The organism is Actinomadura sp. J1-007 (assembly GCF_009793335.1).
GTDB classification, from domain to species: domain Bacteria; phylum Actinomycetota; class Actinomycetes; order Streptosporangiales; family Streptosporangiaceae; genus Spirillospora; species Spirillospora yumaensis.
Genome location: NZ_WING01000001.1, coordinates 6,580,081 through 6,592,400, shown reverse-complemented (window position 1 = coordinate 6,592,400; position 12,320 = coordinate 6,580,081). Strand labels below are relative to the sequence as shown.

Genomic DNA, 12,320 nt, shown 5'->3' with positions numbered 1-12,320 from the left:
ACGGCACCCTGCGAGGAGCGCTCATGGTCGATACCTCAGCGATCGACACGTCCGTGCCGCACTCCGCACGGATCTAGAACCACTGGCTCAGCGGGAACGACAATTATCCTGTGGACCGGCGGGTCGGCGCCCAGATCGCCGCGGTGTTCCCGGGGTTCGTGCTGGCGGCGCGTACGTCCCGGATGTTCCTCGGGCGCGCCGTCCGTTACCTCGCCGCCGACTCCGGCGCCCGCCAGTTCCTCGACATCGGCACCGGCCTGCTCACCGCCGACAACACGCACGAGGTCGCGCAGCGCGCCGCACCCGACGCGAAGATCGTGTTCGTCGACAACGACCCGCTCGTCCTCGCGCACGCGGCCGCCCTGCTCACGTCCGGTCGGCGGGGGCGGCGTTGATTTCAGCGGTCGGAAATTTGTGTGCTTCCCTGCGGGCCGTCGTCTCTGGTAGCTGGTACTGCAAGGTTGCGCCTTCGACAGGGGCCTGGAGCCGCGGGGGTGCTGGCTCACGGTCGGGGCGCCATCGAGAATTGGCAGCCCCGCCCCACCCATCGGCATCACCGCCCCTGCTGGTTCACACATGCTCCCAGCCTCCCGTCTTATCTACGCCTCAATGTCCCCGCCCATCAGCGGCACCACCCGCCACTTCGCGTTCAATTCCCCGATTAGCAGATGGACAGCAAGCAGCTTGAGACGTTGCAGACCTGGATACGGAACGCATTCGTCAACGCCTAATGCAAGGCCGCAAGGTTCTTGTAGCGCGCCGGCCTCTGCCGTGCCCTACTCCGCAACGACCGTCCTTCGCCCAGCCGCGCGACAAAACCGATCACACTCCAGAAAGGAACCCTCATGACCTCGCCCCGTTCCAACGGCTTCCGCTCGATCACCGCAGCCTTCGTGCTGGGGGTCGCGGCGCTCCTTCCACTGACCGCCGCCGCCCCAGCCGCGCATGCCGACGAGATTCTGGAGGGATACACCTACCACGGTGCCTACCCCTACTCCCGATACGATCAAGCCCAATGCCTGATGGCGGGGATGCACGGCGTGCAGGAGAAGCAGTGGAGCGATTTTCGGTGCGTCTTCTACCAGCCGACGTCCACCGAATACCTCTACGTCAAACTGATCCCCAGCGCGCGAACCGCCGCAATGTGACGTAGCAGCACCTCGCGGGGAGCGGGAGAGGGCTACACGTCCCTCCCGTTCCCCGCAGACGTGTGCGGGGAATGGGAGCCGCGCCTCCTGAGTGCGCCACCGGGTGGCGGAAACTAGGCGCGGAGCGCCGTCTCGACACCGACGGTCGCGAGATCGAGGACTCCCTCACCGGGCTGGCCACCGTCGGGGCTCGAAGCCCGTCGTTATGGGACGTCTGGCCCTTGCCTTTCCGGCGTCCCTCTTCGGCGAGGCACGGCCACCCGGCGGTCGCCGACGCCTTCTGGGCCTGTCTGTTTAGGCGGCGACCGAGGTCGCGCCTACAGGCTCCCCGCCAGCCTTGGTCTCTACCCCATCGTTGAACGCGCCGTTCCGGGAACCGCCTGGCTCCGTCTCGTTCTTAGGGGCATCGGGCGGGTGTGTCACGGGTTGGTGGAGTGGCGGGCGCGGTGGGTGCGGAGTTTGTGGCGGTTGCCGCAGCGTTCCATCGCGCACCAGCGGCGGGCGCCGGGGCGGGACGAGTCGACGAACACCAGCGGGCAGTTGTCGCTCGCGCATTCGCGGATGCGTTCGGAGAGCGGTCCGGTCAGCAGCTCGATCATCTCCCGCGCCAGGGTCGACAGCGCCTGCGTCGCCCGTACGGGCGTGGCCCATGCGGCGGTCGTTCCGGCATCGGCGAGTTCGAGGACCAGGGGTGGCGCGGCGGCGGCCCGGTTGATGGTCGCCACCGCCTCGGCGCGGACGGGACGGCGCGCCGCGCGGTCGTGCGCCGCGTCCCAGATCGCCTGGCGGAGCGTCTTGGCGGCGGCCAGCTCGCGGGGCGTCACGGGGTCGGTCAGGACGGCGGCCAGCGGCGGCTCGGCCAGCCATTCGCCCAGGTCGGCGGGCTCGCGGAGGGTCTCGAACACCGCGTACCGGCCCTCGCCGCCCGTATGGGCGAAGTCCAGGCAGACCGCCCCGGCGTCGAACCGAAATGACCCGCCCTTGGGGTCGTGCAGAACCCGGCCGGTTGTCCTCGCTCGCATGAAACCAGTATAACTGGTTTCGCCAAGAAACCACTTATACCGGTTTCATCGCCGGAGAGGACGGCATCATGAGCACGCGGCACGTCAACCCCGAAGGACTCCACCGCAGCCCGGCGTTCAGCCAGGCCGTCGTGGTCGAGCAGCCGGCGAAGACGATCTACATCAGCGGGCAGAACGGCGTGGACGCCGAGGGCAAGGTCGTCGGCCCGACGGTCGCGGAGCAGGCGGCCCAGGCGTTCCGCAACCTCCGGACCATCCTGGAGAGCGAGGGCGCGAGCCTGGCGAACATCGTGCACTGGAACATCGCCGTGGTGGACGGCCACGTGCTGAACGAGGGTTTCGCCGCGTTCCAGCAGGTCTGGGACCCGGCCGACGCGCCGCCGGCCATCACGGTCCACGTCGTGGCCGGCCTGGGTCCGGAGTGCCTCGTCGAGATCGACGCCGTCGCCGCCGTGTGACGTCCCACCCGGGGCGCGGCGCCGGGATCGGGCACAAGGCCGGAGGTGCCCTTGGTCAGGGTCGAGGGGCGCCGTGCCCGGCGATGCGGTCGAGCCAGCGCAGAAGCAGGGCGGTCTCGGCCTGTTCGAGGGCGCCGGTGCCGTGGAGTTCGAGCTGGGCGCGCAGGCGCAGGGCGGCGGTCCGCAACGGGTCGCCCTCCGCCTGCTCGGTCGCCTCGGTGAGCACGTTCGAGAAGACGGCCTCGCGCATGCGGTGCGACAGCGCGGGGTCGTCGAACAGGGTCGGTCTCGCGATGTGGTCAAGGGCGATCCCGACGTTGGCGGACAGGATCAGCCGCGCGGCCGTCCGCGGCTCGACCTTCAGCGCGCCCGCCGCCGCGCACCGTACGAGCGCCGCCACGAGCAGGTCGAACACGCGCGCCCGCGCGGTCGAATGCGACCACGGCCGGGGCGTGAACATCAGCTGGTAAAGGGCCGGGTGCTCCTTCGCGAACGCCAGGTGGCCGTCCCACCCGGCGCGCAGGTCGGACACCGGGTCGTCCGTCCGCTCCTGCGCGGCCTTGAGGGCGGCGTAGCGCTCGTACCCGTGGTCGGCGACGGCGTCGAGGAGCCCCCGCTTGTCGCCGAACAGGCGGTAGAGGACGGGCTGGGTCACGCCGGCCGCCTCGCACACCGCGCGCGTGGCGATGTCGTTGTCCGAGGACGCCGCGAGCTGCCGCTCCGCCGCCTTGATCATCACCGCGCGGAGCGCGTCCGTGTCCGCCATGAGATCAATGATACGGCACGATGTTAGCGGTGATATGGGATGCGTGCTACTCTCTTTTCGTAACATCGATACGCCAATCCTGTATCGGCGGTAAGGGAGGGGGGATCTCCATGAGTGACCAGCGTGTGGCCGTCGTCAGCGGCGGCTCCCGTGGGATCGGACGGGCGATCGCGATGACGCTGGCGGCACGGGGCGCCGCGGTCGTCGTGGGCTACCAGGGGTCGGCCGACGCCGCGGCCGAGGTGGTCGACACGATCACCTCGGCCGGCGGGCGGGCCGTCCGGGCGCGGGCCGACGTGGCGGACGAGACCGCGGTCGCGGCGATGTTCGACGAGGCGGAGAAGACGTACGGCGGCGTCGACGTCGTGGTCAACTCGGCGGGGCGGATGAGCCTGTCCCCCATCGCCGACCTCGACCTCGACGAACTCGACGCCGTCCACCGCACCAACATCCGCGGCACCTTCGTCATGGCACGCGAGGGGGCGCGCCGCGCGCGTCCGGGCGGCGCGATCGTCACCCTGTCCACGTCCGTGGTGGGCCTCCAGTTCCCCGGCTACGGGGCGTACGCCGCCAGCAAGGGCGCCGTCGAGGCGATGACGCTCGTCCTGGCGCGCGAACTGCGGGGCCGCGACGTGACGGTCAACGCGGTCGCGCCCGGCCCGACCGCCACCGACCTGTTCCTCGAAGGCAAGGACGAGGCCGCGATCGAACGGCTCGCCAAGCAGCCCCCGCTCGAACGGCTCGGCACCCCCGCCGACATCGCCGAGGTCGTCGCCTTCCTGGCGAGCCCCGAGGGGCACTGGGTCAACGGCCAGGTCGTCCGAGCCAACGGCGGAATCATCTAGGCCCCCGCCTCGGCCGCAGGCCGTTGGCCGTGGCCGCCTTGTTGTCTACGCCCTCCGCATCGAACCGAAGGAGAATCATCATGCCGTTCGCCAACCTCAAGGTGCCCGCCGAGACCTTGACCCCCGAGTCCAAGAAGAAGCTCATCGACGCCGTCACCGACGCCTACGCCGACGTGTACGGCGAGAGGGCCCGCGCGACCACGCTGGTGCTGCTGGAGGAGGTCCCCGACGGCGGCTGGGGCCTCGGCGGCAACATCCTCACCGCAGAAATGCTCGGCCGAAGCTGACCCCCGCCGGTCCGCTCCTGACCGCCGCAAACGGCGCACGCAGAACGGCCGCGCGGCCGTCCTGAGCGGGGTCACGCACGGCTGCTCAGGACGACCGCGCCCGGCTGACGACATCTCCCGGGCGGCCCGGACGGATCACGTACGCCTCCCGGGACGACCCCGCGGCTGGTCCGAACGGGTCGCGTACGGCTCACGATGGCCACCGGCCGTTCCGGGCGGGTGGAGTACGGTCATGACGGTCGGGGAGTCGTTGCGAGCAGGTCGCGTACCGTGGCGGCGGCTTTGAGGCCCGAGCCGCTGAGCACGACCGCTGTCGTCTGGTCCGGCGAGATGCGGCCCTCGCCGACCAGGCGGGTGAACGCGGCGGCGGCGGTCGCGCTTGTGGGTTCCACGAACAGCCCTTGCGCGCACAGTTCGGCCAAGGCCGCGACGATGTCCTCCTCGGGGATCGCCACGGTCGAGCCGCCGCTGTCGCGCAGGGCGGTGAGCATCTGCGGCAGCCGCAGGGGGCTGCGGATCGCGGTGCCCTCGGCGATGGTCGGGCGCACCGCGCGGTCGGTGGAACGCTCCTCCGCCGAACGGCCCCGCCCGGCGACGAACGCGGCGTCCACCGGGGAGCAGTTGAGCGGCTGCGCCGCGAACAGGCGCGGCAGGTGCGGGATCTGGCCTGAGGCGACCAGTTCCCTGAAACCGAGGTGGCAGCCCAGCAGACCGCTGCCCGCGCCGACCGGTACGACGACGTTGTCCGGCGCCTGGAAGCCCAGGTCCTCCCACAGCTCGTAGGCCAGCGTCTTGGCGCCCTCCAGGAACAGCGCCTGCCAGTTGTGGCTCGCGTAGAACAACCGGTCGGACTGGCGGATCGCCTCGGCCTGCGTCTCCTCCCGCGGTCCCTCCACGAGCTGGACCTCCGCGCCGTACGCGGCCACCTGCGCGATCTTCGCCGGGGACGTGTGCGCCGGGGCGAGGACCTTCACCGCCATCCCGCCGGCCGCGCCGTACCCGGCGACCGAGGAGCCGCCGTTGCCCGAACTGTCCTCCAGCACCTCGGTGATGCCGTGCCCGCGCAGGTACGACAGCATCACGCTCGTCCCGCGGTCCTTGAAGCTGCCCGTCGGGCTGAACCACTCCAGCTTGAACAACGGCCGCGCGCCATCCCACTCCCTCTCCACCAGCGGAGTGCAGCCCTCCCCCAGCGAGATCGGCCGCGCGATGTCCTCGGGCAGGCAGGCTCGGTAACGCCACAGCGAACGCTCGCCTCGTTCGACGTCCTCGCGAGAGATCCCCGCCTGCGGCGTCAGCATCAACGGCCGTCCCGCATCGGACCGCCACCGGGGGACCTCAAGCGGGTACTCGCTGCCGCCAACAGGATCGACGTACCGTGCACGAGCCATCCGAGCCTCCAACATGACCGAGCGCCGAACGTACGAGTCTCCCAGAGCCTTCGATACGGGCGACGTGGGCGAGGAGAGCGACGCGCGGGGGGTGCGCGGTCCGCGCGGGGCCGCTGGGTGCGGGGTGGAGGTGGGCCGTGAGCCGGTGGTCGGGGCTTGGGGGCGTTGACCAGCGGCTCACGGCGGTTCGTCAGTATGGCGGACGGTTCGTGGGGCTTAAGCCGGGTGGCTGGGGATGTCGGCGGCTGCGGCCTCGCGGACGATGTCCCTTCCGTCGGCCGCGGTGATGATGTGCCGGGCGACGAGGTCACGGGTGTCGGCGGCGACGGCTTGGACGTAGCGTCCGTGCGTCGGGTAGAGGCGGCGGAGCTTGGCCGCGTCGAACGGGACCTCGTGTCCGGCGATGCGGCAGAACGACGCGCCGGTGGACGTGCCGTACCAGGTGCTGGTGGGCACGTTCAGGTACGGCGAGCGAAGGCCGCCGCGGACGTTGCCGTGCTCGTCGAGGACGGGCGCGCCGTTCTGGACCTGGATCGGTTCGGCGTGCGGCGGGCGGGTGCCGTACCGCACCCAGCGGTCCAGGTTGCGGATCGCGGCGTCGAAGAAGACGTGGCTGGGGAAGCGGCTGCGCGGTCCTTGGTCGCAGTTCATCGGCGGTACGGGCTGCCCGGCCTTGGTGATGTCGGCGGGCGCGGCGGCGAAGTACAGCTCGTCGGGGGTGGCGTGCCCTGCCCCGGCCATCTCGTAGTGGCGGTAGCGGTCGGCGGGCGTGTCGCTGTCGGGCGGCGGGCCGCGATCCCGGTCAGGTAGTCCGACTGGGACATGATGTGGATGATCGGGACGCCGACGTTCCGGAACTGCTTGCGCGGGTCGCCGGTCGGCGGGGCGGCCTCGCACTGGTTCATCGGGACGGCTCCGACGAAGTCTCCCCCGGCGACGGCGACGATGTAGCCGTCGTAGACGGGACGGCCTCCGTTGCGGCGCACGTCCAGCGGGTGGATGCCGTTGATGTAGTTGTAGAGGTAGCCGCCGGTCTGGGAGTAGCCGAAACCGTAGACGTGCCGAACGCGTTCGCCGTAGCCGAGCGGGTTGCCGCGACCCCTGACGCGCAGCAGGCTGCCGAGCTGGCTGTAGATGTCCCAGGCCAGGCCGTTCTCGGTGGCGCGGGAGGAGTCCGACGGCACGGACGCGCAGTTGCGCGGATCGTCCGGCGGCAGCGGATTGGCGAAGCTCAACGACGCGTACCGCTGGGCGTCGAACTTCTTCAGCGCCGCCACCGAGACCGGCTTGGCGGTGACGCCCACCCACACGTCGCCGTTCGCGACGAGCTGCCGGTGCGCCATCGCCCAGCCGATGTTCAGATCGAACAGGTTGGAGGGGTTGAGCATCTCGGTCACCACGTTGCCGCTGAACCGCGAGGCGCGCGCGGGACGGCGCACGAGGATCCTGGTGGTGTACGGGGCGTCCGGGGTACGGACCCGCGCGGGCCCGGCCTCGGGCCAGGTGTAGACGTTGGCCTTGCCGCTGACCAGGTACTCCTCCTCGACGTACCCGACCTTCTTCAGGTTCTCCGGACGGCGCTCGTAGGCGGCCCCGCCGAACGGATGCGAGGCGGCGTTCGCCGGCAACGGGCCCCGCACCCGCGGCAGCCCACTTCGCGCCGGATCGTTCGACGCGCCTTCGAACGAACGCCCCTGTGCCACGCCGGACGTGCCGCCGGACGTGATGGCGGCCGTGCCGCCGGACGTGCTTGCGAGTGTGCTGGCGGCTGCGGACGGCGCGGTCGCCACGGTGCTCAGAACGAGCGCACCGACGGCCACCGGCAATGCGGCCTTCGTCCAGTTGAACGGTCGGGAAAACCTGGTTGATCGCACGCGTGCTCCCGCTGTGCTCGTGGTGGAAGACAGAGGTGAAAGGGGGTCTGGCGGATCCGAGGAGCGCGCTTGGCAGCCTGCCGGGCCTTGTGGGGGTCCAGGTGTCGGCGCTGCCGGTGAGCGGTGCTGTTTCGCGGGGGTGTGGTCCACGTCACCGGTGCGAGGAAGCTAAATCCGGCCTTCCCGGAAGGCAACGGGAGACCGCCGACAATGTCGGCAGCATGTCGCCATTACTCGCGAGCCAACGGCACTACCGGCTCGGGCGCCCGCACCGATACCCCCTGCGTGACCGCCGCTTTCCCGCCCGCGGCACCACCGCCGACAATGCCGTCCCGCCTTCTCCCGATCAGCACCGCCTACGGCGGCCGTTCCGAACGGCAACCGGGGCTCTGGGAACGGGGCACCACGGACTGGGAGCACTGACCGAGGGCCGGGACCGGGGCCGGGGCCGGGGGCCGTACCGCAGACTGCGAGCCCGGACTGAGAACCGCGGACCGCGGTTCGGGGTCGGGGACTGCGGACCGGGAACGGGAACTGCGCGGACCGGGGTCGGGGACTGCGGGCCGGGATCCGGGAACGGTCCCGCGCGGACACCGGACACCGGACGCCGCGCCGCGCGGATGCCGCGTGGAGACCGGACACCGCGTGGACGCCGGACACCATCCAGGGGCGGGCGCGTCACCGCACGCCGCGGGCGGGCGCGGCACAGCACGCCGCGGGCGGGCGCGGCACAGCACGCCGCGCGGCCCCCGACTCCCCCGGCGCGCCGCGCCGGACACTGCTCGTGTCCGGCGCGGCCACCGGGCGCGGCGCGGGGGCGGGGGCGGTCAGTGGGGGCGGTTGGTTTCGGGGATTTCGATGCTGATCGGGAGCTTGCCTTCGGACAGGTAAAGCAGGGCGCCTTGGCGCAGGATCTCGTCGAACGCCCAGTACGCCTTCTGGAGTTCCTTCGGGGCGTCGGGGAGGGCGAGGAGGCCCTCGCGGACGGCGACGAACGGGCCCCAGGCGTTCTGGATGAGCGGGTCCCACAGCGGGTCCCTGGGGATCCTGAGCCAGCCGGCGATGGTGTCGCCGAGCAGGAAGCGCGTGAGCGAGCCGAGGATGGGCTTGGTGAGGAGGCCGCCGTCGATCAGCGAGCCGAGGTTGAGGAGGATGTCGGCCAGCTTGACGCCCTCGGGGGTGGGCGCCAGCACGGGGGTGAGGACCTGCTCGGCCTGGGCGTTCGCCTCGTTCCACGACTTCGGGATGTACTCGTCCCTGATGCCGAGCATGTGCCCGGCGACCTGCCAGGAGTGCAGGAACGCCTCGGACTCGGAGGCGGGGATCGGCACCTTCCACTTCACCAGGTTCTGCATGACGGTCGTGGGCAGGCTGTGCCAGGTGACCATCATGTCCCGCTGGCTGATCGGGATCTCCTCGTCGGCGACCTTCGACCAGTACGGCGACTTCGGCAGCAGGTGGCGCACCGCGGCGTGCACGATCCGGGTCTTGACGCAGGTCACGATCATCTCGCCGCCGGGCTGGAACGCGTCGCGGGACCCGATGTCGTAGCCGAGCTTGGCGGTCTTGGTGATGCGGTCCTTCATGTCCGCGCCGCCCTTGGAGTAGTAGACCGCGCGCGCCTCCTTGGGGATGGCCGTGCTCATCATCCCGCTGGCGAAGCCGTAGGTCACTCCGAGGTAGAGCCCGCGCTTCTCGTTGAACTCGACCGCGGTGGCGAGCTTGCCCTGGTCGGCCCAGGACGGCAGCCGGCGGGCGCGTTCCATGAAGTCGCGCAGGTCCGCGGGGAGCCCGTCCGGCAGCGGCTGGCCGTTCTTCTTCCAGGTGCGCAGCAGCTTGTTGACCTTGGGGACGTCGCCGCGGTCGAGCAGCGAGGCGATCAGCGGATCGGCCTCCTCGTCCCACACCCACCGCGGGTCGGCGCCCTCCCCGCGCCCGCCACCGAGCCCTTGGGCGACCAGGTCCAGGCCTGCGCGGGCGACGCGACGCCGAGCGCGCCGAGCGCGCCGAGCGTCCCACCCGCCATCAACACGTTGCGTCTGCTGGGTTTCTCCATGCCTTCGCTCCTCCTCGGCCCGAGAGCACCTTGTTGAAACGATGAAACGCGCGCTGCATCGGTGTATCATCAATAAAGCACAGTGTGTCGGCCATCACAAGGCCCGTCGCAACGGCGACCATTGGCGACCGAGGCGGAATCAGCCGTCCAAGGAGGAGATCGTGGAGCCTGCGCTGTCCTTCCTCATGACGTCCACGGGCCCGGAGTCACTGCTCGAACGCGCGTACACCGACGCCGTCGAACGGGTCGACGACCTGGACGAGACCCGCGCGCGCGTCCTCGACGCGGCGTACGAGCAGTTCTGCCGGATGGGCGTCCAGCGGTCCACCATGGAGGACGTGGCCAGGCGGGCGGGGGTCTCGCGCATCACGGTCTACCGCCGGTTCGCCACGAAGAACGCGCTGGTCGAACAGGTGGTGCGCCGGGAGTTCCGCCGCTATTTCGACCAGTTCCTCATCGACATCCAGCGGGCCGAGACCGCCGCCGACCGGGTGGTGCTGGGCTTTGTGAGCGCCTTGCGCGCCATTCGCCGCAACCCGCTGATCGGCGGCCTGATCGCCACGGAACCGGATCTGCTCGTCCCCTCCATGATCAGTGACGGCGGGCGGACCCTCGCCACCGTGCGCGCGTTCGTCGCGGGTCAGCTACGCCGCGAGCAGCGCGCGGGCAACGTGTCGAACGACCTGGACACCGACCTCGTCGCCGAGATGATGGTCCGGGTCTCGGGCTCCTTCCTGGCGATCCCCAGCCACCTCATCGACCTCGATGACGACGACCAGGTGGCGGCGGTGGCCCGCCGATTCCTCGTCCCCATGCTCCACCCCCCGGCCAACCCCCAATAACCCTTCCGCGCCGGTAACGCTATTGGCGTTGCACGAATGGGAACTTCGCCCGCACTCAAGGGCCGGAAGGCGCGGCACAGTCGTCGCGTTTCGCCGGGGCTCGGCCTTGTCGGCCGGGATTCAGCGGGGGCGGAGGCCGTCCACGATGATCGTCACGATGGTGGGGGCCCGCGCGTCCCATTCCGATTCGGGGAGGCGCGTCAGCGCACCCAGGAGCAGAACGACGTCGGTGGCGTCGACCTCTTGGCGCACTTGACCGGCGGCCTTTCCCTGGTCGAGCAACGTCCCGAGTGCCTCATCGAGTCGATGGTGCTGCTCCGAGTGGACGTCGCGCCACGCCGACGCCTCGATCGCCGCCATGACGCCGCGTTTGACGCGCGCGTACTCGACCAGGCGTCGCATCCAGCAGGACAGCGCCCGCAGCGGGGGATGCTCCGCCAGCAGCGGCGCCACGGCGTCGACGAGCTGGGCCAGCTCGTGCCGGTACACCTCCGCCAGCAGGTGCTCGCGGGTCGGGAAGTGCCGGTAGAGGGTGCCCTGCCCCACTCCCGCCGCCTTGGCGACCTTGTGGAGCTTCAGGTCGTCGACGGCGCCGTTGGACTCGCTCAGCTCGGCCCGCGCGGCCTCGACGATCCGGTCGCGGTTGGCGACCGCGTCCGACCGGCGTTCACGACCCGCCATGCCCCGCCGCCCCCTCCCTCGCCACTAGACGGACAACTGTCCGGTACGGTGGAGCCGTAACCGGACAATTGTCAGTTTAGGGCAGGAGAGGTCTCGATGAGCACGCTGGACAGCAAGGTCGTCGCCGTCACGGGAGCGAGCAGCGGTATCGGAGCGGCGACCGCACTGGAGTTGGCGGCCCGTGGCGCCGCCGTCGTGCTCGGCGCCCGGCGCACCGACCGGTTGGGCTCGCTCGTGGCACGCATCCGGGCCGAGGGAGGACGCGCGGAGATGGTGGAGGTGGACGTCACCGAGCGCGCCGATCTCGAACGGCTGGTGGCCCTGGCCGTGGAGCACTTCGGACGCCTGGACGTCCTGGTGAGCAACGCCGGAGTCGCCCGTACCGCCCCCATGGCCGATCTCGACGTGGACGGCTGGGACGCGATGATCGACGTCAACCTGCGCGGCGTCCTGCACGGCATCGCCGCGGCGCTGCCGGTTTTCCGCGGCCAGGGGCGGGGGCACTTCGTCACCACCGTGTCGACGTCCGGCCTCAAGATCGTTCCGACTCAGGCCGTGTACGCGGGCACCAAGAACGCCGTGCGCACGCTGCTGGAGGCCCTGCGCCAGGAGTCCACCGACGGCGTTCTGCGCACGACCTCCATCTCGCCGGGGTACGTGCGCACCGAACTCCTCGACCACATCGACGATCCCGGGCAGCGGGAGCAGGCCCGGCAGTCCATGGCGTCGCTCGGCATCAGCCCCGACGCCGTGGCGCGCGCCGTCGCGTTCGCCATCGAGCAGCCGGACGACGTCGAGATCGGCGACATGACCATCCGGCCCACCCGGCAGGGCTGAGAGGGCCCGAGGGCGCGTGGCGGGGATCGCGGGCTCTCGGATGAGCGGTGCGCCCGGGCGTACGCGACAGGGCGGCCGTCGGACGGTGGTGGGCGGGCTGGCAGGGGCGGCAC

The 12,320-nt window shown here is 70.9% G+C and carries 12 protein-coding genes and 2 pseudogenes; 7 read left to right on the top strand and 7 right to left on the bottom strand.

Going from position 1 to position 12,320, the window contains the following annotated elements:
• Positions 1–23: 23 nt before the first annotated feature.
• Together GEV43_RS29935 and GEV43_RS29930 are read left to right on the top strand one after the other, a co-directional pair.
• Positions 24–386, top strand: a pseudogene (locus tag GEV43_RS29935) (SAM-dependent methyltransferase); the annotation flags it as partial.
• 459 nt (positions 387–845) lie between these two features.
• Positions 846–1,148, top strand: coding sequence for a hypothetical protein (locus tag GEV43_RS29930; RefSeq protein WP_160823540.1), 303 nt, complete (start codon positions 846–848; stop codon positions 1,146–1,148).
• Positions 1,149–1,567: 419 nt separating this feature from the next.
• On the opposite strand, the gene GEV43_RS29925 is transcribed toward GEV43_RS29930, so the two are convergent.
• Positions 1,568–2,170: an ABATE domain-containing protein gene (locus tag GEV43_RS29925; protein WP_160823539.1), complete on the bottom strand. Its 603-nt coding sequence runs from the start codon at positions 2,168–2,170 to the stop codon at positions 1,568–1,570.
• A gap of 68 nt (positions 2,171–2,238) precedes the next feature.
• Here GEV43_RS29925 and GEV43_RS29920 point away from each other — a divergent pair, with 68 nt between their 5' ends.
• Positions 2,239–2,628: a RidA family protein gene (locus tag GEV43_RS29920; RefSeq protein WP_160823538.1), complete on the top strand. Its 390-nt coding sequence runs from the start codon at positions 2,239–2,241 to the stop codon at positions 2,626–2,628.
• Positions 2,629–2,683: 55 nt separating this feature from the next.
• On the opposite strand, the gene GEV43_RS29915 is transcribed toward GEV43_RS29920, so the two are convergent.
• Positions 2,684–3,394: a TetR/AcrR family transcriptional regulator gene (locus GEV43_RS29915; RefSeq protein WP_160823537.1), complete on the bottom strand. Its 711-nt coding sequence runs from the start codon at positions 3,392–3,394 to the stop codon at positions 2,684–2,686.
• Positions 3,395–3,504: 110 nt separating this feature from the next.
• Here GEV43_RS29915 and GEV43_RS29910 point away from each other — a divergent pair, with 110 nt between their 5' ends.
• Together GEV43_RS29910 and GEV43_RS29905 are read left to right on the top strand one after the other, a co-directional pair.
• On the top strand, positions 3,505–4,239 hold the full coding sequence (locus tag GEV43_RS29910) for an SDR family oxidoreductase (RefSeq protein ID WP_160823536.1): 735 nt from the start codon (positions 3,505–3,507) through the stop codon (positions 4,237–4,239).
• An 80-nt stretch (positions 4,240–4,319) separates the two neighbouring features.
• Positions 4,320–4,526: a 4-oxalocrotonate tautomerase family protein gene (locus GEV43_RS29905; RefSeq protein ID WP_160823535.1), complete on the top strand. Its 207-nt coding sequence runs from the start codon at positions 4,320–4,322 to the stop codon at positions 4,524–4,526.
• 230 nt (positions 4,527–4,756) lie between these two features.
• Here the strand turns inward: GEV43_RS29905 and GEV43_RS29900 are convergent, their stop codons facing one another.
• The 4 genes and pseudogenes from GEV43_RS29900 to GEV43_RS55270 form a co-directional block, all read right to left on the bottom strand.
• The gene (locus GEV43_RS29900) at positions 4,757–5,917 is read right to left on the bottom strand and encodes a pyridoxal-phosphate dependent enzyme (protein ID WP_160823534.1); all 1,161 of its coding nucleotides are present in this window, start codon (positions 5,915–5,917) and stop codon (positions 4,757–4,759) included.
• A gap of 216 nt (positions 5,918–6,133) precedes the next feature.
• Positions 6,134–7,557 (bottom strand): annotated as a pseudogene (locus GEV43_RS29890) (alpha/beta hydrolase domain-containing protein).
• Between the two features lie 1,061 nt (positions 7,558–8,618).
• Positions 8,619–9,698, bottom strand: coding sequence for an oxygenase MpaB family protein (locus GEV43_RS29885; RefSeq protein WP_309239907.1), 1,080 nt, complete (start codon positions 9,696–9,698; stop codon positions 8,619–8,621).
• Positions 9,671–9,847 carry a hypothetical protein gene (locus tag GEV43_RS55270; RefSeq protein ID WP_309239906.1) on the bottom strand — a complete coding sequence of 59 codons (177 nt, stop codon included), beginning with the start codon at positions 9,845–9,847 and terminating at the stop codon, positions 9,671–9,673. The genes GEV43_RS29885 and GEV43_RS55270 overlap by 28 nt, the downstream gene beginning before the upstream one ends.
• 161 nt (positions 9,848–10,008) lie before the next feature.
• Here GEV43_RS55270 and GEV43_RS29880 point away from each other — a divergent pair, with 161 nt between their 5' ends.
• Entirely contained in the window at positions 10,009–10,689 is a 681-nt protein-coding gene (locus tag GEV43_RS29880) for a TetR/AcrR family transcriptional regulator (protein ID WP_160823531.1), read from the top strand.
• Between the two features lie 120 nt (positions 10,690–10,809).
• Here GEV43_RS29880 and GEV43_RS29875 read toward each other — a convergent pair whose 3' ends face one another.
• A complete protein-coding gene (locus GEV43_RS29875; RefSeq protein ID WP_160823530.1) occupies positions 10,810–11,370 on the bottom strand; it encodes a TetR/AcrR family transcriptional regulator in 561 nt (186 codons plus the stop codon).
• Positions 11,371–11,466: 96 nt separating this feature from the next.
• Here GEV43_RS29875 and GEV43_RS29870 point away from each other — a divergent pair, with 96 nt between their 5' ends.
• Complete coding sequence (locus GEV43_RS29870; protein WP_160823529.1) at positions 11,467–12,207, top strand: SDR family oxidoreductase; 741 nt, start codon at positions 11,467–11,469, stop codon at positions 12,205–12,207.
• Positions 12,208–12,320: the final 113 nt, after the last annotated feature.